The following is a 19,244-nucleotide window of genomic DNA, read 5'->3' on the forward strand; positions in this document are numbered from 1 at the left end:
CGTGCTCCGATGCTGATCGTCGTCTCCCCTGCCAAGTCCCTTGATTTCCAGAGCCCTCTGCCTGTTGCCGACTTTACCCAGCCAGCCTTTCTCGACCAGAGCGCGCAACTGATTGACCTCCTGCGCGAGAAGAGTCCGGCCGAGATCGCGAAGCTGATGACGCTTTCCGATCCCCTCGCGACCCTGAATTTCACCCGCTACGCCGAATGGACGAGACCCTTCACGGCGCAGAACGCGCGGCAGGCGATGTTCGCCTTCAATGGCGATGTGTATGAGGGGCTGGATGCTTACAGTTTCACGCCCGCGCAGATCGCGTTTGCGCAGAAGCATTTCCGCATGCTCTCCGGTCTGTATGGGCTGCTGCGCCCGCTGGATCTGATGCAGGCCTATCGCCTGGAAATGGGCACCCGGCTCGCCAATCCTGCCGGCAAGGATCTGTATGCGTTCTGGGGAGATACGATCACCACTGCTTTGAATACGGAGCTGGCGCAGCAGGGCGGCAAGCCTGTATTGCTGAACCTGGCTTCCGAGGAGTACTTCAAATCGGTGCGCCCGAAGCAGCTGGCTGCGCGAGTGATCACACCTGTGTTTGAAGAGCGCAAAGGCGCCGGTTACAAAATCGTCAGCTTCTACGCCAAGCGCGCGCGCGGGCTGATGAGCCGCTTTGCCATCGTCAATGCCCTGACGGATCCGGACGCGCTCAAGCAGTTCGATGCCGAAGGCTATGTCTTCACGCCTGCGGCATCAGACGCGGATCGCTGGGTGTTCCGGCGTGAAGCGGCTTGATTTTGGCATCCGTAGCACCTGCTCCCGACTCACCACTTCCGATCTTCCACTTTCCATGATTCACATCAGCAGCCAGTTTGACAGCGGCAACATCGAAGTCCTTGATGCTGCCAATCCCGCCGATATCCGTCTGGCCATTCGCCCCGATGCGGGCGGCCAGTTCCTGCAGTGGTTCCACTTCCGCCTGCACGGTGTGCGTGGAGTGCCGCTGCGATTGGTCATCGAAAATGCCGGTGCATGCAGTTATGCCGATGGCTGGCATGGTTACCAGTGTGCTGCGAGTTATGACCGTGCGGACTGGTTCCGCATTGCCGACACGAGCTATGACGGAGAGCAGCTGGTCATCGAATTCACGCCGCAGCATGACACTGTGTGGCTCGCTTATTTCGAGCCCTATTCACAGGAGCGCCGGCTGGATTTTCTAGGGCGTTGCTCAGCTTCGCCGCTGGTGCTGCTCGAATGTATCGGCACCAGTCTGCAGGGACGCGACCTGGATCTGCTGCACATCGGAACGGGGCCCAGGAGCGTGTGGCTGCAGGCGCGCCAGCATCCAGGCGAGAGCATGGCAGAGTGGTTCATGGAGGGGTTCATCAGCCGCCTGCTTGATCCAGCCGATCCGGTGGCGCGCGAGCTGCGCAGCCGGGCGTGCTTCCATCTGATTCCGAATATCAACCCGGATGGCAGCGCATTAGGGCATTTGCGCAGCAATGCGGCCGGCGTGAACCTGAATCGTGAGTGGCATGCGCCGACGCTTGAGCGCAGCCCGGAGGTATGGCATGCGCAGCGTGCGATGAAGAAGCGTGGAGCGGATCTTTTTCTCGATATTCACGGCGACGAGACCCTGCCTTACGTTTTCATCGATGGCAGTCACATGGTGCCGGGCTATGGGGCACGCAATCTGGAGTTGCAGGCGGCTTTCCTGGCGAATCTAAAGCGCGTGAGCCCGGATTTTCAGACTGAGCATGGTTACTCCGACGACCGCTTTACCGACGAGATGATGACGTTGTGCTCGAAGTGGGCCGCAACCACTTTCGGTTGCGTCGCCCTGACGCTGGAAATGCCATTCAAGGACAATGCCAATGCGCCGGACTCGCGCACCGGCTGGAATGGCGCACGTAGTCAGCGCCTCGGCGCCGCTTTCCTGAACCCGGTGCTGGAGCATCTCCGGGGGCTGGGCTGAACGGCCAATCCGGCAGCCTGAATATCCGCTGCGTTCCGGATTTGATCCTGCGCCTTGATTTTGCGCTGCAGCAAGACCAGCATTCAAGCCCCCGCCGGCAACGGGTGTTGCCGGCACAGGTCGTGTTTTGAAAAGGAAGCTGATGATGAAAAAAGCTTGGATCAAGTCTGCCAGCGCGCTGGCAATGCTGCTGTCTGCCCCGCTCTGCATGGCGGCTGAAGCTGTGCATTGGGCCTATGACGGTGAGGCGGCTCCCGCTCACTGGGGCGAGCTGGCGCCCGAGTTTGCGGCCTGTGGTGCGGGCAAGAACCAGTCGCCGGTGAACGTGAGCGGCGAGCTGAAAGCGGCTTTGCCGAAACTGCGCTTCAGCTATACGACAGCCGTCACCGAGGTGCTCAACAACGGTCATACGATCCAGGCCAATTTTGCGCCGGGCAGCACGCTTCGCCTCGGCGATCACAGCTTCGAGCTCAAGCAGGTACATTTTCATGCCCCCAGCGAAAACACCATTCACGGCAAGCAATTTCCGCTTGAGGGTCACCTCGTCCATCAGGACCAGGACGGCAGGCTTGCCGTAGTAGCCGTGATGTTCAAGCCGGGCAAGGCACAGAGCGGACTGGCGCGGATCTGGCAGCAGATGCCGGAGGCTGCAAATACCAAGCAGGCCTTTGATGGCAAGCTGCTTGCAGGGGAGCTGCTGCCGCGCAAACGCGATTACTACTACTTCAGCGGCTCGCTGACGACGCCACCGTGCAGTGAAGGCGTGTCATGGATCGTGCTGAAGCAGGCGGTGGAAAGCTCGGATGAGCAGGTGAGCCACTTCTCGCATGTCATGCATCACCCAAACAACCGTCCGGTGCAGCCGCTCAACTCACGCATTGTGATCAACTGAGGCGAATGCTGTCCATGAAAAAAGCCGACCTGCGGGTCGGCTTTTTTGCGTCTGTTGCGTGTTTCAGTCGATTGCGTGTGAGGCCATGCCATCGGCCAGCTTCGGTTCGAACCAGGTCGACTTCGGCGGCATCACCTGACCAGCGTCTGCGACTGACATCAGGTCGTTCATGGTGGTGGCACACATCGCGAAGGCTACGGCCATCTCGCCGCTATTGACGCGCTTTTCGAGCTCCGGCAGGCCACGGATGCCGCCGACGAAATCGATGCGCTTGTCACGGCGCAGATCGGCGATACCCAGGATCGGGGTCAGAATGTGGGCGGTGAGCAGGCTCACGTCCAGGCGCTCGACCGGATCGGCAGGGATCAGTTCGGGCTTCACCTTGAGCTGGTACCACTGGCCGGCCAGATACATACCGACTTCCCCGTGTGCTGCCGGCTTCACCGGCGCAGTAGAAGGCGTCACGCTGTAGGCGGCTGCTATCTTCGCCAGCAACTCGTCCTTCGAGAGGCCGTTCAGATCGCAGACGACGCGGTTGTAATCCATGATCTTCAGCGCATGGGCCGGGAAAATCACGGAGAGGAAGTAGTTGTAGGGCTCGTCCCCGGTGTGATGCGGGTTGGCTGAACGACGCGAGGCAGCGACGCGCGAGGCAGCTGCCGAGCGGTGGTGACCATCGGCAATGTAGAGCGCGGGCAGGGCATCGAAGCTCTTGTTCAACTGCGTGATGGTCGCGTCATCACGTACCACCCACAGGGTGTGGCGGATGCCGTCATCGGCGGTGGCGTCAGCATCCGGCGTGCCGGCGATGGTGGCCGTCAGCACGGCGTCAATGGCGGGGGCGTCCGGATAGGCCAGGAAGACCGGGCCAGTCTGGGCGTTGAGGGCCTCGATCTGGCGCACGCGATCGTCTTCCTTGTCCGGACGGGTGAATTCATGGCGCTTGATGCGGCCATTGTCGTACTCGATCACCGAGGCTGCGGCGACGATGCCGGTCTGCACATGGTTGCCCATGATGATGCGATAGACGTAGTAGCAGGCCTTGTCGTCGCGGGTGATGACGCCGGCGTCGAGCATCTTCTGCATGTTTTCGGCAGCCTTGGCATATACCGCGGGCGAGTAGATGTCGGTGCCGGCAGGCAGGTCGATCTCTGGCTTTGAAATGTGCAGGAAGCTCCACGGCTTGCCGGCGGCGCGCTCGATGGCCTCCGACGACGAGAGTACGTCGTAGGGCGGGGCGATGATCTCGGCGGCACGGCCGGCGGCCGGACGAAGGGCCTTGAAGGGGGTGACCAGACTCATGGTTCTGCCTTTTTCAGGAAAGAGAGGGAATCAGGATTGGCGCTGGGCGACCGTGTCACGCAGCGCAGTGCGGGCTTCACGCAGCATCTGTGCGGTGGTATCCCAGGCGACACAGCCATCGGTGACCGAGCAGCCGTAGCGGAGTTCTGCGAGGTTCTTCGGAATCGACTGGTTACCCGCTTCGATGAAACTTTCAATCATCACGCCGACGATGGACTGGTTGCCGGCCCGGATTTGACCAACCACGTCCTTCATCACTAGCGGCTGCAATTCAGGCTTTTTCCATGAGTTGGCGTGCGAACAGTCGATCACGATGTTGGCCGGCAGCTTGGCCTTGGCCATGGCCTGTTCGGCCAGCGACACGGAGACCGTGTCGTAGTTCGGGCGGCCACCGCCACCGCGCAGCACGACGTGGCTGTAGCGGTTGCCGCGGGTGCGTACGATACAGGTTTCGCCCGCATCATTTACGCCGAGGAAGCTGTGCGGCTGCGAGGCCGACAGGCAGCCATTCACGGCGGCGTCGAGCGAGCCATCGGTACCATTCTTGAAGCCTACCGGCGAGGAAAGACCGGAAGCGATCTCGCGGTGCGTCTGCGATTCAGTGGTACGGGCGCCGATGGCGGCCCAGGAGAGCAGGTCGCCGTAGTACTGCGGGGCGATTGGGTCCAGTGTCTCGGAAGCTGCAGGCAGGCCCAGTTCGGCGATGTCGAGCAGGAACTTGCGGCCACGCTCCATGCCTTCCTCTATGTGGAAGGAGTCGTCCATGCGCGGATCGTTGATGAAACCTTTCCAGCCCACGGTGGTGCGCGGCTTTTCGAAATACACCCGCATCACCACGCAGAGCGTGTCGGCCACTTCGTCGGCCAGCGCCTTGAGGCGGCGAGCATAGTCCAGACCGGCGACCGGATCATGGATCGAGCAGGGGCCCACGATTACCATCGGGCGCGGATCTTTGCGATCCAGAATGGCCTTGATGGTGGCACGCCCTGATTCGACCGAAGCCGCTGCGGCATCGGAGAGCGGCACACGGGCCTTGATCTCGCCCGGCGAGGGCATGTGATCGAAGGAGACGACGTTCAGATTTTCAGTAGACGCGTGAGTCATTTCGGAGAGCCTGTATCGAAACGCAAAAGCCCGCAGGAGCGGGCTTTCGGGTACAGCAGGTCGGAACCAGCCAGAGTGCGAGGGTGCGGGCCGCGCCGCACACAGCGCTTACTTGAGCTTGGTTTCCTTGTAAATCACGTGCTTGCGAACCACCGGGTCGTACTTGCTGAATTCCAGCTTGCCCGGGGTGGTGCGCTTGTTCTTGTTGGTGGTGTAGAAGTGGCCGGTACCCGCAGTGGATTCCAGTTTGATCTTTTCGCGACCGCCTTTAGCCATTTTTAATCTCCGCTATTTCTATGAGTCGTGGTGGCGATCAGAACTTCTCGCCGCGAGCACGCAGCTCGGACAGCACGACGTCGATGCCCTTCTTGTCGATGGTGCGCAGACCGGCGTTCGAGACGCGCAGGCTGACCCAGCGATTTTCTGCTTCGACCCAGAAGCGGCGATTCTGCAGGTTCGGCAGGAAACGACGCTTGGTCTTGATGTTGGAGTGGGAAACGTTGTTTCCGACCATCGGGCCCTTGCCCGTAACTTGACAAACTCGAGACATATCTCGCTCCGGTAACTGGTTCCGTAAAGCACGCGAGTATAGCCTGAAAATCAGGCAGAGCTCAAGCCCGCGCGCTGGAAAGACCGCAACTATAACAGGCCACGCTCGGCAAAGGAAAGCGGCGTTGCGTTTCCGGCCACGATGAAGTGGTCCAGTACCCGCACATCTACCAGTGCCAGAGCCTGTTTCAGCGCATTGGTCAGCAACTCGTCGGCACGGCTGGCTTCCATGACACCGGAAGGATGGTTGTGCGCCAGGATGACGGCGGCGGCATTGTGAGCCAGCGCGAGTTTCACGACTTCACGTGGGTATACGGAGGTTTGCGTCAGGGTTCCCCGGAAAAGTTCGCGCGCTTCGATGAGCTGGTTCTGCGCGTCGAGAAGTAGCACCATGAAGACCTCGTGAGGTAGGTGGGCGAGTTTCAAACGCAGCCAGTCACGCACTGCGCCGGGCGAGCCGAGTACATCACGGCTGCGCAAGGTTTCGTCCAGCGCGCGCCGTGCCATTTCCAGAACGGCCTGCAACTGAGCGAATTTTGCTTCACCCATGCCGTGGAAGGCCTTGAACTCGGGCAGCGGGGCATTGAACAGGCGGCTCAGGCTGCCGAAATGGGCAATCAGGTCACGCGCCAGATCCACCGCGCTCTTGCCGCGCACACCTACGCGCAGGAAGATTGCCAGCAGTTCGGCATCGGACAGTACGGCCGCGCCATGGCCCAGCAGGCGTTCGCGCGGGCGTTCTTCTTCGGGCCAGTCAGTGATTGCCATGGTGCTTGCGGGATAGAATTACGGACTGCGGGATTCTTACCTTTTCGGAACTGGGGCATGACTGAACTCTCGGGCAAGACCATCGTGCTGGGCGTTTCCGGCGGTATCGCGGCCTACAAAGCGGCTGAGCTCACGCGCCTGCTGATCAAGGCCGGCGCGCGAGTGCATGTGGTGATGACGGAAAACGGCGCGCGCTTTGTCACGCCGACCACCTTTCAGGCGCTTTCCGGCAATCCGGTGTGGACCGATCCCTGGGACGATCGCCGCGCTAACAACATGAGCCATATTGATCTGACGCGCTCGGCCGATGCCCTGCTGATCGCGCCGGCCACGGCCAATACGCTGGCGAAGATCGCCAACGGGCTGGCGGATGATCTATTGTCGACGCTGGCTCTGGCGCGCGCCTGTCCGCTGCTGGTGGCACCGGCCATGAACAAACAGATGTGGGGCAATCCGGCCACGCAACGCAATGTGAATCAGTTGCGCGCCGATGGCGTTGGCATCATCGGTCCGGATGCCGGCGAGCAGGCTTGCGGTGAGGTGGGTGAAGGGCGCATGACTGAGCCTGAAACCATTGTTGAAGCTCTGATTAGCGCCCTGCAGGCCAAGCCGCTGGCCGGCCATACAGTGCTGATGACGGCCGGGCCGACTTACGAGCCGATCGATCCGGTGCGCGGCATCACCAATATCTCCTCCGGCAAGATGGGCTATGCGCTGGCGCGTGCGCTGGCGCTGGCGGGAGCGAAGGTGCAGTTGATCAGTGGCCCGGTGGCCTTGCCGGTGCCGTATGGGGTGGAGCGCATCGATGTGCAGACCGCGCGTGAAATGCATCAGGCCGTGATGCAGCGCGTCGGGCAGGCGCGGATCTTCATCGGTGTGGCGGCGGTGGCAGATTTTCGCCCCCTGGATGTGGCTGCCGACAAGATTAAGAAGACGGGTGATGGCCTGACCCTCAACCTTACCCGCAATCCGGACATCCTGGCCGAGGTGGCCTCGTTGCCGGCCGCCCCATTCTGTGTCGGCTTTGCGGCTGAGAGCCAGAATCTGGACACCTACGCCAGTGGCAAACTCCAGGCCAAACGCCTGCAACTGGTGGTGGGCAATCTGGTGCAGGATGGCATGGGCGGCGACACCAATCAGGTGGTGCTGTTTGACGCAGCCGGCTCGCACCCCTTGCCGCGTGCCAGCAAGACTGAGGTGGCTACCGGTATCGTGGCGCATCTGGCGAAGATGCTGGAAGTCTGAGATGCCTGTGGTGTTGATAGAGATTCGTCGCGAATGCACTGCGGCTGAAGAAACGGCTCTGATGGATGCGGTACACGCCGCCATCGTTTCGGCGCTGAAAATCCCGGCGGGCGACCGAATCGTGCGTCTGCAGGCACATCCGCCGCATCGCTTTGCCTGCCCGCCCGGCAAAGCCCAGCCCGACTTGTTCACCCTGATCAGCATCGATCTGTTTTCTGGCCGCTCGCTGGAGGCCAAGCGCACTCTGTATGCGACGATAGCCGCCAAGCTGGGCGAGCTGGGCATTTCTGCTGATCACATTCTGGTGCGGCTGCGCGAAATTCCCCGTGAAAACTGGGGAGTGCGCGGCCTGCCGGCTTCTGAAATCGATCTCGGCTTCAAGGTCGAGGTTTAATCCTCTTATTTTCCGGAAATCAACATGCACCAACTCGACATCAAGATTCTCGACGCCCGCCTGCACGACAACATACCGCAGTACGGTACTGCTGGCGCGGCCGGGCTGGATTTGCGTGCCTGCATCAATGAGCCACTGACGATCAATCCCGGTGACACGCATCTGATCCCCACCGGCATGGCCATGCACCTGGAGGATCCGCGGCTGGCTGCGATGATCCTGCCGCGCTCGGGCCTGGGCCACAAGCACGGTATCGTGATGGGCAATCTGGTCGGTTTGATCGATTCGGACTATCAGGGGCAGGTGTTTGTATCGACCTGGAATCGTGGCAAGGAGCCTTTCACGATTCAGCCTATGGACCGCATCGCGCAGCTGGTGGTGGTGCCGGTGGTGCAGGTGAAGCTCAACGTGGTCGAGGCTTTCGAAGCGACCGAACGCGGGGCAGGTGGTTTCGGCAGTACTGGCCGGCAGTAAGTTCGGCGTCGGTGCCTGGCACCGGAGTGGAAGGTGTATCAAGAGCATGCCCATCGATTACGCACGACGTTTGACGGGTCGGGTTCGCAGCGCAGAAAGCAACCGGCATCTGGGATTCACCCTGGCGTTCGTGGCCGGTGCGACCAACGCAGGCGCCTATCTGGCCACCCGTCAATACACCTCGCACATGACCGGCATTGTCTCCTCGATGGCCGACAATTTCGTGCTCGGCAATGTCGGGCTCGCTCTGGCCGGGCTCGGGGCGCTGCTGTCGTTTCTTGGCGGGGCGGCGACAACGGCAATCATGGTCAATTACAGCCGGCGGCGCGCTCGGCACAGCGAGTATGCCTTGCCGCTGCTGCTGGAGGCTGCGCTGCTGCTCTCCTTCGGATTGTTGGGGGCACGCCTGTCGGTGATTGAGGGGCTGTTCGTGCCAGTGACCGTGATGCTGCTGTGTTTCATGATGGGGTTGCAGAACGCCGTCATCTCCAAATCCTCCAATGCCGAGATCCGTACCACCCACATTACGGGTGTGGTGACCGATATCGGCATGGAACTGGGCAAGCTGTTCTACTGGAATCGCTCCAGCGGCCCCCTGCACCCGGATGTGCGGGCAAACCGCGCCCGGCTCAGGGTGCTCGGATCACTGCTTTTGAGTTTTTTTCTGGGAGGGCTGCTAGGGGCCTATGGTTTTAAGTATGTGGGCTATCTGGCGACGTTGCCGCTTGCTTTGCTGCTGGTGCTGATGGCAGTGGTGCCGGTGCTGGACGACCTGCGACTTCACCGGCCCTGGCGTCGGGGCTGAGACGGGCGAAAAAAAGCCCCGCAGTCCGGGGCTTGGGCATCATTCTGGGGGCGTGGTGGATACCACGCCCTTTTTATGCGTGCTTACTTGATACTGGCCAATGCGGCGTTCAGCGTGGCGCTGGGGCGCATGGCTTCCGAGCACTTCTCCGGAGCGGGGTGGTAGTAACCGCCGATGTCCACCGGCTTGCCCTGTGCGCCGATCAGTTCGCCGGCAATCTTGGCTTCGTCGGCGGTCAGTTTTTCGGCGACCGGCTTGAAGATGGCCTGCAGGCCGGCATCCTTGCTTTGAGCCGCCAAAGCCTGCGCCCAGTAAAGGGCGAGGTAGAAGTGGCTGCCACGGTTGTCGATCTGACCAACCTTGCGGGCCGGTGACTTGTTGTTGTCGAGGAACTTGGCATTGGCTTCGTCCAGCGTCTCGGCCAGCACGGCGCCCGCCTTGTTGCCGGTCTTGGCGGCGAGTTCTTCGATCGAAACCTGCAGAGCCAAGAATTCGCCGAGCGAATCCCAGCGCAGGTAGTTCTCTTCGAGGAACTGCTGCACGTGCTTCGGCGCCGAGCCGCCAGCGCCGGTTTCGTACATGCCGCCACCAGCCAGCAGCGGCACGATGGATAGCATCTTGGCGCTGGTGCCGAGTTCCAGGATCGGGAACAGGTCGGTGTTGTAGTCGCGCAGCACGTTGCCGGTGACCGAGATGGTGTCCTGGCCGGCGCGGATACGCTTGAGCGACAGCTTGCAGGCTTCGACCGGGGAGAGCACGTGAATTTCCAGTCCGCTGGTGTCGTGATCCTTGAGGTAGGCGTCAACCTTGGCGATCAGGTTGCGGTCATAGGCGCGGGCGTCATCCAGCCAGAAGATGGCCGGGGTGTTGCTGGCGCGCGAGCGGGTGACGGCGAGCTTCACCCAGTCGCGGATCGCGATGTCCTTGGTCTGGCACATGCGCCAGATGTCGCTGGCTTCGACCTTGTGCTCGGTGAGGATCGTGCCGTCGGCGGCGATCACGCGCACCACGCCGTCGGCCGGGATCTCGAAGGTCTTGTCGTGTGAACCGTACTCTTCTGCCGCCTGGGCCATCAGACCGACGTTGGGCACGGTGCCCATGGTGGTCACGTCGAACTTGCCGAATGCCTTGCAGTCTTCGATCACGGCCTGATACACGCCGGCGTAGCAGCGGTCGGGAATCGCGAACTTGGTGTCCTGCTGCTGGCCGGCTGCGTTCCACATCTGGCCGGAGGCGCGGATGGCGGCGGGCATGGAGGCGTCGACGATCACATCGCTCGGCACATGCAGGTTGGTGATGCCCTTGTCGGAGTCGACCATGGCGACCGGTACGGCCGCTTCGGCGGCGCGCAGGTCGGCTTCGATGGCTTCCTTCTGAGCAGCCGGCAGGGTCTGGATCTTGGCGTAGGCGTCACCGATGCCGTTGCGCGGATTCACGCCCAGCTTGGTGAACACGTCGGCGTACTTGGCGAACACGTCCTTATAGAAGGCCTGTACGGCGTAGCCGAACATGATCGGGTCGGAGACCTTCATCATGGTGGCCTTCAGGTGCAGGGAGAAGAGCACGCCCTTGGCCTTGGCGTCGGCGATCTGCACTTCATAGAACTTGCGCAGACCCTTGGCGCTCATGAAGGTGGCGGCGATCAGCTCGTTCTGTTGAACCTTCACTTCCTTAAGCAGCTTCGTGTTGCCGGCGTAGTCGGAGAATTCGATCTTCACGCTGCCGGCCTCGGCGATCACGGCGGATTGTTCGTTGCCGTAGAAGTCACCGTTCACCATGTTGGCGACATGGGACTTCGACTCAGCCGACCAGGCGCCCATCGAGTGCGGATGTTTCTTGGCGAACTGCTTGACGGCGTTGGCCACGCGGCGATCCGAGTTGCCTTCGCGCAGCACCGGGTTGACGGCGCTGCCGAGCACCTTGGCGTAGCGCGTCTTGATCTTTTGTTCGGTTTCGTTGCCCGGCGCTTCGATGTAATCGGGCACTGCGTAGCCTTGCGCCTGCAGCTCTTTGATGGCGGCCTTGAGCTGGGGCACCGAGGCGCTCACGTTGGGCAGCTTGATGATGTTGGCTTCCGGCGTTTTGGCTAGCTCGCCCAGTTCGGCGAGGGTGTCGGGAACTTTCTGCTCGGGCTTCAGGGCCTCAGGGAAGTTCGCCAGGATGCGCGCAGCGACCGAGATGTCGCGGGTTTCAACGGTGATGCCCGCCGGCTTGGTGAAAGCCTGAACGATGGGCAGGAAAGAGTAGGTGGCCAGCGCCGGGGCTTCGTCGGTCAGGGTGTAGATGATCTTGTTCATAATCTTCTCTCGGGCTCTTGGGGACGGCGGTTGGCACCGCACTTGAATTCGTGAGTATATCAATCCGCCCGAAGGTTCGACTCATTCCTGTCATCTGTCGAGGCGGAAGGGCGTTGCCTGGCGGGGGCGGGAGGAGGCTTCGGGACTCAGGAATACGCCGGGACGGGCTTTCCGCCTTTCGCCGCGGGCCTAAAGCTTGGATAATCCGCCTATAACAGCAAGCCAGCCCCCAGCATATCCGGAGAGACACATGCAGCAATACGACGTGATCGTCATTGGTTCAGGCCCTGGTGGCGAGGGTGCCGCCATGAAGTGCGCCAAGGCCGGCAAGAAAGTCGCCATGGTCGAGGCCTATGGTCAGGTGGGAGGTGGCTGTACCCACTGGGGCACGATCCCGTCTAAGGCTTTGCGGCAGGTCATCTCGGGCTTGCGCGAGATGCGCGACAGCCCGCAGTTTCATGACTCGGCTGATCTGCAGGTGAGCTTCCCGTCACTGCTGCGCACTGCCGAAAGCGTGATCCGCAAACAGGTGGTGATGCGCCAGAACTTTTACGATCGCAACAGTGTGCAGGTGATTCACGGCCGGGCGCGTTTTCGCGATGAGCACACTCTGGAAGTGGCATTGAATAATGGTGGCCATGAGGTCTATAGCGCCAAGCAGTTCGTGCTGGCCACCGGTTCGCGCCCCTATCATCCGGCGGATATCGACTTCAAGCATCCGCGCGTGCATGACAGCGACAGCATTCTGCGCCTGACTGAAACGCCGGAGTCGATCACGATCTATGGTGCCGGCGTGATTGGCTGCGAATACGCTTCGATCTTCCGTAACCTTGGCTGCAAGGTGAATCTGATCAACACGCGGGATCGTCTGCTGTCCTTCCTCGACGATGAAATCGTCGACGCGCTGGCCTATCACCTGCGCGAGCAGGGCGTACTGGTGCGCCACAATGAGGAAGCCGAGCGCGTGGTGGCCGAAGAGGATGGCGTGGTGCTGGAGCTCAAGTCCAACAAGCGCATCAAGACCGATTTCCTGTTGTGGGCCAATGGCCGTCAGGGCAATACCAATGACATGGGCCTGGAGGCCCTCGGTATCACGCCGGATAAGCGTGGCACCGTGGCAGTCAATGAAAACTACCAGACTGCCGTGCCGCATATCTACGCAGTGGGCGATGTGATTGGCTGGCCGAGCCTGGCTTCGGCAGCCTATGACCAGGGGCGCCACGCAGCGGCGCATCTGGTGGACGGTTCATCCGGTGCAGAACTCGCACGTGACATCCCTACCGGCATCTACACCCTGCCGGAGATCAGCTCGCTGGGGCGCACCGAGCGTGAGCTGACCGAGGCCAGGGTGCCCTATGAGGTGGGTCATAGCCTGTTCAGGAGCCTGGCGCGGGCGCAGATCACCGGCCAGACCACCGGCATGCTGAAGATCCTGTTCCACCGTGACACGCTGGAGGTGCTGGGTATCCATTGTTTCGGTGCGCAGGCCTCGGAGATCATCCACATTGGTCAGGCGATCATGCTGCAGCCGGCGCCGCACAACAAGATTACCTATTTCGTGAATACCACCTTCAACTACCCGACCATGGCTGAAGCCTATCGGGTGGCGGCCCTGAACGGTCTGAACCGGCTCTACTGAGCTCCCGCCCGGCACAATTGTTTGCGCTTCAAGGAAAGCCCTCCTCGCGAGGGCTTTTTTTTTGAACCAAGCTGAAGCGTGGATCTGTCTGGGCGGGAGAGCGGACATGAGAGGTGGCTTCATTGCGCTTTGGCTGGAGGCGGTGCTATTCAGGCTGCTGGGCCTGAATGCGCGCGCTGCGGCGATCTTTCGCCATCTGCTGAATCTGCATCAATGCGTCTCCTGTGCCCGGCACTACGCAGCCTTGGCCATGCAGCGCGGGATGCGCGCCGAGGCGGCGCTGGCGCTGGAGCAACTGGTGCAATGGGCGCCACAGGATGTTGATGCCTGGTTTGAACTGGGCTGCGTGCGGGATGATCTGGGGCACAAGCATGATGCGGGCGAAGCCTTTCGTCAGGCTGCACGCCTGCAGCCGGATGAAGAGCGGGGCTGGTATGCGCTGGCGCGCATGCACATGGATCTGGGGGAATTCGCCTATGCCATCACGCCCTTACGGCGGGTGCGCGAACTGATGCCGCTGAGCCCGCTGCCGCTTTACCTGATGGGCTTGTGTCAGCAGCGCTGCGGTAATGAGGCCGCTGTTCGGGAGGCGGTCAGACGCCTGGTGGAAATCGACCCGCTGCGCGCAGCGCAGTTGATCGAGGAGACTGGCAGCGAGCGTTTGCGCTGCCTGTTGCCACCCGCCTGAGCCTGGCGGAGATGCTCAGGCCGGCTGCAGGCGCTTGTCGCGTTCGATCAGCGCGTAGGCCGAGTGGTTGTGGATCGATTCGAAGTTTTCGGATTCAACGATGTAGGCCACGATACGGGAATCAGCATTGAGGCGGCCGGCCACATCACGCACCAGGTCTTCGACGAACTTCGGGTTGTCGTAGGCGCGCTCGGTAACGAATTTTTCGTCGGGTCGTTTGAGCAGGCCATAGACCTCGCAGGAGGCTTCGCTTTCGGCGATGGTGACCAGATCCTCGATCCATACCGGGGTATTGGTGCGGGCGGTGATGGTGACGTGGGAGCGCTGGTTGTGCGCGCCGTAAGCCGAGATCTTCTTGGAGCAGGGGCACAGGCTGGTGACCGGCACCACCACCTGCATGGTCAGCGTGTAACTACCGGTAGTGTCGATTTCACCGGTGAAACACACGTCGTAATCCATCAGGCTTTCCACGCCGGAGACCGGCGCCTTCTTGTTGATGAAGTAGGGAAAGCGCATTTCAATCAGACCGGTATCTGCTTCCAGGCGCTTCACCATTTCGCGCAGCATCGGCTCGAAGGACTCCACCGAGATCTCGCGTTCCTGCGTATTAAGGATCTCGATGAAGCGCGACATGTGGGTGCCCTTGAAATTGTGGGGCAGGCCGACATACATGTTGAAGCTGGCGATGGTGTGTTGTACGCCGCTGGAGGCGCGATCAAGCACGCGCACCGGGTGGCGGATCGACTTGATGCCGACCTTGTTGATGGCCAGCTGACGGCGGTCTTCGAAACCCTGGACGTCAGGGATGGGGGCGTGTTGCGTGCTCATGGGCTGGGGGCTGCGTCTGGCGTCGAGGCCAGACTGTGGTGTGTCATGAAAGCAGTCTAAGAATCCCGACTGAAAAACTCAACTATGGCGGAGATGGTCGAGTCGTTCACGGATGCGCTGCAGGATGGCGGCCTGATCCAGGGCGATCTCGTGCATGAGCTGAGTCTGATCACCGTGGTCGATGAATCTGTCCGGCAGACCCAGGCGCATGATCGGAGTGTTGAGGGCCGCCTCTTCAAGCACGCGGGCGACTTCGCTGCCTGCGCCGCTGATGATGGCGTTCTCTTCCAGGGTGACGAGCAGTTCGTGGCTGGCCGTGAGTTCGCGGACCAGCTGGGCGTCGATCGGCTTGGCAAAACGCATGTTGACCACTGTGGCGCCCAGCTCCTCGCCTACGCGCAATGCGTCGTGCAGCAGGGTGCCGAAGGCGAGCAGGGCCACGCGCTGGCCCTGGCGACGGATTTCGCCCTTGCCGAGCTGAATGGCCTGCATCTCCGTTTGCGGCACGGCGCCACAACCGCTGCCGCGTGGGTAGCGCACGGCGCTCGGGCCTTCATGCTGCCAGGCGGTATAGAGCATCTGGCGGCATTCGTTCTCGTCCGAGGGCGTCATGACCACCATGTTCGGCACGCACAGCAGATAGGAGAGATCGAAGGCGCCGTGGTGGGTGGCACCATCGGCGCCGACCAGCCCGCCGCGATCGATGGCCAGCATCACCGGCAGATTCTGCAGAGCGATGTCGTGGATCAGCTGGTCGTAGGCGCGTTGCAGGAAAGTGGAATAGATCGCCACCACCGGCTTCATGCCTTCACAGGCGAGGCCGGCGGCGAAGGTGAGGGCGTGCTGCTCGGCGATGCCGACGTCGAAATAGCGCTGCGGGAATTCCTGCTCGAAGCGCACCAGGCCCGAGCCCTCACGCATGGCTGGGGTGATCGCCATCAGGCGCTCGTCCTGGGCAGCCATGTCGCACAGCCAGTCCGAGAACACCTGGGTGAAGGTGAGCTTGCCACCGCTCTTGCCGCTCTGGATGCCGGCGGCCTGATCGAACTTGCCGACGCCGTGGTAGAGCGTGGGGTCTGCCTCGGCCAGCTTGTAGCCCTGGCCCTTGCGGGTCACGACGTGGAGAAATTGCGGGCCCTCCATGTTGCGGATGTTCTGCAGGGTGGGGATCAGGGCGTCGAGATCGTGTCCGTCAATCGGGCCGAGGTAATTGAAGCCGAACTCCTCGAACAGGGTGCTGGGCGTGATGAAGCCTTTGACGTGTTCTTCCACCTTGCGCGTGAGGGAGGCTCCGAGCACCTTTTCGCCGGCGCGGCGGGCGGCGGCATAGGTGCGGCCGGAGAGCAGGCGAGCAAGGATCTTGGTGAGCGCGCCGACCGGGGGGGAGATGGACATCTCGTTGTCGTTGAGCACAACGAGCAGGTTGGCGTCCATCACGCCGGCGTTGTTCAGTGCTTCGAAGGCCATGCCGGCACTCATGGCGCCGTCGCCGATCACGGCGATGCCATGGCGGTCCTCACCTTTTTGCTTGGCGGCCACGGCCATGCCCAGGGCGGCCGAGATCGAAGTGGAGGAGTGGGCTGTGCCGAAGGTGTCGTAATCACTCTCGCAGCGGCGCGGGAAGCCCGAAATGCCCTGGTACTGGCGCAGGCTGGCCATGGCCTCACGGCGCCCGGTGAGCACCTTGTGGGCGTAAGTCTGATGGCCGACATCCCACACGATGCGGTCGCCCGGGGTGTCAAACACGTAGTGCAAGGCGATGGTCAGCTCGACGGTGCCGAGGTTGGACGAGAGGTGGCCGCCGGTACGGGAGACTGATTCGACGAGGAAGGCACGCAGCTCGTCGGCCAGTTTAGGCAGTTGCTCGCGCGGCAGGGCACGCAGTTCGGCTGGGGTATTGATGCTGTCCAGCAGCGGATAGGTGTTCATGGCGTGGCCTTGTCTTGTTATGGTGTGCCGGGCTCAGAACTGGCGGCTGGTGATGTAGTGGGCTAGCTCACGCAGGCGGCTGGCTTCGCTGCCAAAGCCGGCGAGGGCCTGTTCGGCTTCGGCGGTGAGTTCAGCGGCAAGGGCGCGGGATTCGGCGAGGCCGAGGATGCTTACATAGGTTGGCTTGTCATTGGCCGCGTCTTTGCCAGCTGTCTTGCCGAGGGTGGCGGTGTCGGCGGTGGCGTCGAGGATGTCGTCGACCACCTGGAACAGCAGGCCAATGCTCTTGGCGTAGCGGTCCAGGTGCTGGAGGGCTTCGTCGCTGACTTCGCCGGCGAGCGCCCCCAGCAGCACGGCGGCACGGATCAGCGCGCCGGTCTTGTGCAGGTGCATCACTTCGAGCTCGGCGCGCGTGAGTTCCTTGCCGACTGAGGCCAGATCGATGGCTTGGCCGCCGGCCATGCCGCGCGAACCGGAGGCGCGCGCCAGCGTATGGAGGGCACGCAGCTGACGTGCTGGGTCAGCAAACAGGTCCGGCGCTGAGAGGATGTCGAAGGCCTGGGTCTGCAGGGCGTCGCCGACCAGCAAGGCGGTGGCTTCGTCGTATTGCACATGCACCGTAGGTTTGCCACGGCGCAAGGCGTCGTCGTCCATGCAGGGCATGTCGTCGTGCACCAGCGAATAGACGTGAATGCATTCCAGCGCGCAGGCTACGGCGTTGAGACTGGCCACCGGGGCGCCGGAGAGTTCGCCGGCTGCAAAAGCCAGCAAGGGGCGGACGCGCTTGCCACCGCCGAGCGTGGTGTAGCGCATGGCTTCGTGCAGCCGCTCGGGCGCGATGCCAGCGGCGGGCAGGGCGGCTTCTAGGGCGTGCTCGGCGCGTTGCTGCTGCTGCGCCATCCAGTCGGTGAATTTCGGGGCGCTCATGGGTTTTCCTCACCAGGCAGGTCGGTCAGCTGGTCGTTCTCGAGAATCCGGATCTTCTGTTCAGCCGCCGCCAGGGTGCCCTGGCAGTGACGCAGGAGCTTTACGCCACGCTGATAGCTGGCGAGCGCGTTTTCGAGGGGCAGGTCGTCGCGCTCCATGGCGGCAACGATGCCTTCGAGCTCAGACAGTGCCTGTTCGAAGCTGGCGGCTTGTTCTGCGGATTTTCGGGCCATTGTGCTCACGCGTGCATGCCGGGCTGCCCCGGGGATAAACCGACGATTATAATTTATTGCTCCCGGTTTCCGGGCTGAAAGGATCAAGCGCACCATGTCTTCTAACGCAACACCCGTCCAGCTGGCCCCGGCAGTCTCGCAGCTGCCTGTTTCAGCTTACTTTGATCAGGCCCTTTTTGAAGTGGAGAAGCGCCTGCTCTTCGACGCCGGGCCGGGTTATGTGGGGCATGAGCTGATGGTGCCGGAACTCTCCGATTACTACACGCTGGGCTGGCAGGACCACGGTCGCATGCTGGTGAGGGGCGAGGACGGCGTGCATGACATGTCCAACATCTGCCGCCATCGCCAGGCCATCATGCTGGAGGGGCGTGGCAAGGCGCGCAATGTGGTGTGCCCGGTGCATCGCTGGACCTATACCAAGGAAGGCGAGCTGATTGGCGCGCCGCATTTTCCGCAGAACCCCTGCCTGAATCTGGATCGGCGCAAGCTGGAGTCCTGGCAGGGCTTGCTGTTCAAGGGGCCGCGCTCGGCCAATGCCGATCTGGCCGGCATGCAGCTGGCGCCCGAGCTGGATTTCACGGGTTATGTGCTGGGCCACGTCGAGCACCACGAGTGCAATTACAACTGGAAGACCTTCATCGAGGTCTATCTGGAGGATTACCACGTTGCGCCTTTCCATCCGGGTTTGGGCAACTTCGTGACCTGTGACGACCTTTCCTGGCAGTTCGGCGACTGGTATTCGGTGCAGCGGGTAGGCGTGACTCCCCTGCAGAAGTCTGGCAGCCCGGCCTATGCGCGCTGGCAGAAGGCGGTCCTGGCCGCCAATGGCGGCGAGTTGCCCAAGCACGGCGCGATCTGGCTGACCTACTTCCCCAATATCATGGTCGAGTGGTATCCGCACGTTCTGGTGGTGAGCCACCTCCAGCCGCTGGCGGTGGACAAGACCCTCAATGTGGTCGAGTTCTATTATCCGGAAGAGATCGCGGCTTTCGAGCCGGAGCTGATCGAAGCGGAGCGTGCAGCCTACATGGAGACGGCGATCGAGGATGACGAGATCGGCGAGCGCATGGATCGCGGCCGCCGCGCCCTGCTGCGCGAAGGGCGCAGCGAGGTAGGCCCCTATCAGTCACCGATGGAAGATGGCATGCAGCACTTCCATGAGTTCTATCGCCGCGTGATGGGTGCGGCGCTCGACGGCCGCTAA

19 protein-coding genes and 1 pseudogene are annotated in these 19,244 nt (G+C 62.0%); 10 read left to right on the top strand and 10 right to left on the bottom strand.

What is annotated here, in order from left to right:
- Positions 1–9: 9 nt before the first annotated feature.
- The 3 genes from yaaA (at position 10) to HJ583_RS04145 (ending at position 2,858) form a co-directional block, all read left to right on the top strand.
- Positions 10–786 (top strand): peroxide stress protein YaaA, encoded by a 777-nt coding sequence (gene yaaA, locus HJ583_RS04135; RefSeq protein WP_170020725.1) that lies wholly within the window; start codon positions 10–12, stop codon positions 784–786.
- 55 nt (positions 787–841) lie between these two features.
- On the top strand, positions 842–1,966 hold the full coding sequence (locus HJ583_RS04140) for a M14 family metallopeptidase (RefSeq protein WP_170020727.1): 1,125 nt from the start codon (positions 842–844) through the stop codon (positions 1,964–1,966).
- A gap of 142 nt (positions 1,967–2,108) precedes the next feature.
- Positions 2,109–2,858 (top strand): carbonic anhydrase, encoded by a 750-nt coding sequence (locus HJ583_RS04145; RefSeq protein WP_235943696.1) that lies wholly within the window; start codon positions 2,109–2,111, stop codon positions 2,856–2,858.
- A gap of 63 nt (positions 2,859–2,921) precedes the next feature.
- On the opposite strand, the gene HJ583_RS04150 is transcribed toward HJ583_RS04145, so the two are convergent.
- From HJ583_RS04150 to radC, 5 genes are all read right to left on the bottom strand, one after another.
- Positions 2,922–4,160: a DUF1015 domain-containing protein gene (locus tag HJ583_RS04150; protein WP_170020729.1), complete on the bottom strand. Its 1,239-nt coding sequence runs from the start codon at positions 4,158–4,160 to the stop codon at positions 2,922–2,924.
- 30 nt (positions 4,161–4,190) lie between these two features.
- Positions 4,191–5,264 carry a 3-deoxy-7-phosphoheptulonate synthase gene (locus tag HJ583_RS04155; protein WP_101941386.1) on the bottom strand — a complete coding sequence of 358 codons (1,074 nt, stop codon included), beginning with the start codon at positions 5,262–5,264 and terminating at the stop codon, positions 4,191–4,193.
- A gap of 108 nt (positions 5,265–5,372) precedes the next feature.
- Complete coding sequence (rpmG, locus tag HJ583_RS04160; protein ID WP_101941385.1) at positions 5,373–5,540, bottom strand: 50S ribosomal protein L33; 168 nt, start codon at positions 5,538–5,540, stop codon at positions 5,373–5,375.
- A gap of 37 nt (positions 5,541–5,577) precedes the next feature.
- Entirely contained in the window at positions 5,578–5,814 is a 237-nt protein-coding gene (rpmB, locus tag HJ583_RS04165) for a 50S ribosomal protein L28 (RefSeq protein WP_101941384.1), read from the bottom strand.
- A gap of 89 nt (positions 5,815–5,903) precedes the next feature.
- Complete coding sequence (radC, locus tag HJ583_RS04170; protein ID WP_170020731.1) at positions 5,904–6,581, bottom strand: RadC family protein; 678 nt, start codon at positions 6,579–6,581, stop codon at positions 5,904–5,906.
- 57 nt (positions 6,582–6,638) lie between these two features.
- Here radC and coaBC point away from each other — a divergent pair, with 57 nt between their 5' ends.
- The 4 genes and pseudogenes from coaBC to HJ583_RS04190 form a co-directional block, all read left to right on the top strand.
- Entirely contained in the window at positions 6,639–7,826 is a 1,188-nt protein-coding gene (gene coaBC, locus HJ583_RS04175; protein WP_170020733.1) for a bifunctional phosphopantothenoylcysteine decarboxylase/phosphopantothenate--cysteine ligase CoaBC, read from the top strand.
- A gap of 1 nt (position 7,827) precedes the next feature.
- A complete protein-coding gene (locus tag HJ583_RS04180; protein ID WP_170020734.1) occupies positions 7,828–8,220 on the top strand; it encodes a tautomerase family protein in 393 nt (130 codons plus the stop codon).
- A 24-nt stretch (positions 8,221–8,244) separates the two neighbouring features.
- On the top strand, positions 8,245–8,694 hold the full coding sequence (gene dut / locus HJ583_RS04185) for a dUTP diphosphatase (RefSeq protein WP_170020735.1): 450 nt from the start codon (positions 8,245–8,247) through the stop codon (positions 8,692–8,694).
- A 46-nt stretch (positions 8,695–8,740) separates the two neighbouring features.
- Positions 8,741–9,493: pseudogene (locus tag HJ583_RS04190) on the top strand (YoaK family protein); the annotation flags it as partial.
- An 89-nt stretch (positions 9,494–9,582) separates the two neighbouring features.
- Here the strand turns inward: HJ583_RS04190 and HJ583_RS04195 are convergent.
- On the bottom strand, positions 9,583–11,796 hold the full coding sequence (locus HJ583_RS04195) for an NADP-dependent isocitrate dehydrogenase (protein ID WP_170020737.1): 2,214 nt from the start codon (positions 11,794–11,796) through the stop codon (positions 9,583–9,585).
- A gap of 250 nt (positions 11,797–12,046) precedes the next feature.
- Here HJ583_RS04195 and sthA point away from each other — a divergent pair, with 250 nt between their 5' ends.
- Both sthA and HJ583_RS04205 read left to right on the top strand, forming a co-directional pair.
- Positions 12,047–13,435: a Si-specific NAD(P)(+) transhydrogenase gene (gene sthA, locus HJ583_RS04200; RefSeq protein ID WP_170020738.1), complete on the top strand. Its 1,389-nt coding sequence runs from the start codon at positions 12,047–12,049 to the stop codon at positions 13,433–13,435.
- A 106-nt stretch (positions 13,436–13,541) separates the two neighbouring features.
- Positions 13,542–14,123, top strand: a complete 582-nt coding sequence (locus tag HJ583_RS04205; RefSeq protein ID WP_170020739.1) for a tetratricopeptide repeat protein — start codon at positions 13,542–13,544, stop codon at positions 14,121–14,123.
- 15 nt (positions 14,124–14,138) lie between these two features.
- On the opposite strand, the gene folE2 is transcribed toward HJ583_RS04205, so the two are convergent.
- The 4 genes from folE2 to HJ583_RS04225 all read right to left on the bottom strand — a co-directional run bounded on the left by folE2 (position 14,139) and on the right by HJ583_RS04225 (position 18,040).
- Positions 14,139–14,951: a GTP cyclohydrolase FolE2 gene (gene folE2, locus HJ583_RS04210; RefSeq protein ID WP_170020741.1), complete on the bottom strand. Its 813-nt coding sequence runs from the start codon at positions 14,949–14,951 to the stop codon at positions 14,139–14,141.
- 78 nt (positions 14,952–15,029) lie between these two features.
- The gene (gene dxs, locus HJ583_RS04215) at positions 15,030–16,880 is read right to left on the bottom strand and encodes a 1-deoxy-D-xylulose-5-phosphate synthase (protein ID WP_170020743.1); all 1,851 of its coding nucleotides are present in this window, start codon (positions 16,878–16,880) and stop codon (positions 15,030–15,032) included.
- Between the two features lie 33 nt (positions 16,881–16,913).
- On the bottom strand, positions 16,914–17,807 hold the full coding sequence (locus tag HJ583_RS04220) for a polyprenyl synthetase family protein (RefSeq protein ID WP_170020745.1): 894 nt from the start codon (positions 17,805–17,807) through the stop codon (positions 16,914–16,916).
- On the bottom strand, positions 17,804–18,040 hold the full coding sequence (locus HJ583_RS04225; RefSeq protein WP_170020747.1) for an exodeoxyribonuclease VII small subunit: 237 nt from the start codon (positions 18,038–18,040) through the stop codon (positions 17,804–17,806). Before HJ583_RS04225 ends, HJ583_RS04220 begins: the two co-directional genes overlap by 4 nt.
- Before the next feature lie 94 nt (positions 18,041–18,134).
- Between HJ583_RS04225 and HJ583_RS04230 the strand changes: the two genes are divergently transcribed.
- A complete protein-coding gene (locus tag HJ583_RS04230; protein WP_170020749.1) occupies positions 18,135–19,244 on the top strand; it encodes an aromatic ring-hydroxylating oxygenase subunit alpha in 1,110 nt (369 codons plus the stop codon).

The sequence above is a fragment of the Uliginosibacterium aquaticum genome (assembly GCF_012972705.2).
In the GTDB taxonomy this organism is placed as follows: Bacteria; Pseudomonadota; Gammaproteobacteria; order Burkholderiales; family Rhodocyclaceae; genus Uliginosibacterium; species Uliginosibacterium aquaticum.

What these genes read in the sequence shown, in the direction of transcription:
- HJ583_RS04225 (WP_170020747.1), bottom strand. Translation starts at nt 18,040, where the DNA reads ATGGCCCGAAAATCCGCAGAACAAGCCGCCAGCTTCGAACAGGCACTG.
- dxs (WP_170020743.1), bottom strand. Translation starts at nt 16,880, where the DNA reads ATGAACACCTATCCGCTGCTGGACAGCATCAATACCCCAGCCGAACTG.
- folE2 (WP_170020741.1), bottom strand. Translation starts at nt 14,951, where the DNA reads ATGAGCACGCAACACGCCCCCATCCCTGACGTCCAGGGTTTCGAAGAC.
- rpmG (WP_101941385.1), bottom strand. Translation starts at nt 5,540, where the DNA reads ATGGCTAAAGGCGGTCGCGAAAAGATCAAACTGGAATCCACTGCGGGT.
- coaBC (WP_170020733.1), top strand. Translation starts at nt 6,639, where the DNA reads ATGACTGAACTCTCGGGCAAGACCATCGTGCTGGGCGTTTCCGGCGGT.
- HJ583_RS04230 (WP_170020749.1), top strand. Translation starts at nt 18,135, where the DNA reads ATGTCTTCTAACGCAACACCCGTCCAGCTGGCCCCGGCAGTCTCGCAG.
- HJ583_RS04180 (WP_170020734.1), top strand. Translation starts at nt 7,828, where the DNA reads ATGCCTGTGGTGTTGATAGAGATTCGTCGCGAATGCACTGCGGCTGAA.
- radC (WP_170020731.1), bottom strand. Translation starts at nt 6,581, where the DNA reads ATGGCAATCACTGACTGGCCCGAAGAAGAACGCCCGCGCGAACGCCTG.
- HJ583_RS04205 (WP_170020739.1), top strand. Translation starts at nt 13,542, where the DNA reads ATGAGAGGTGGCTTCATTGCGCTTTGGCTGGAGGCGGTGCTATTCAGG.
- HJ583_RS04155 (WP_101941386.1), bottom strand. Translation starts at nt 5,264, where the DNA reads ATGACTCACGCGTCTACTGAAAATCTGAACGTCGTCTCCTTCGATCAC.
- sthA (WP_170020738.1), top strand. Translation starts at nt 12,047, where the DNA reads ATGCAGCAATACGACGTGATCGTCATTGGTTCAGGCCCTGGTGGCGAG.
- dut (WP_170020735.1), top strand. Translation starts at nt 8,245, where the DNA reads ATGCACCAACTCGACATCAAGATTCTCGACGCCCGCCTGCACGACAAC.
- HJ583_RS04145 (WP_235943696.1), top strand. Translation starts at nt 2,109, where the DNA reads ATGATGAAAAAAGCTTGGATCAAGTCTGCCAGCGCGCTGGCAATGCTG.
- rpmB (WP_101941384.1), bottom strand. Translation starts at nt 5,814, where the DNA reads ATGTCTCGAGTTTGTCAAGTTACGGGCAAGGGCCCGATGGTCGGAAAC.
- HJ583_RS04150 (WP_170020729.1), bottom strand. Translation starts at nt 4,160, where the DNA reads ATGAGTCTGGTCACCCCCTTCAAGGCCCTTCGTCCGGCCGCCGGCCGT.
- HJ583_RS04220 (WP_170020745.1), bottom strand. Translation starts at nt 17,807, where the DNA reads ATGAGCGCCCCGAAATTCACCGACTGGATGGCGCAGCAGCAGCAACGC.
- HJ583_RS04140 (WP_170020727.1), top strand. Translation starts at nt 842, where the DNA reads ATGATTCACATCAGCAGCCAGTTTGACAGCGGCAACATCGAAGTCCTT.
- yaaA (WP_170020725.1), top strand. Translation starts at nt 10, where the DNA reads ATGCTGATCGTCGTCTCCCCTGCCAAGTCCCTTGATTTCCAGAGCCCT.
- HJ583_RS04195 (WP_170020737.1), bottom strand. Translation starts at nt 11,796, where the DNA reads ATGAACAAGATCATCTACACCCTGACCGACGAAGCCCCGGCGCTGGCC.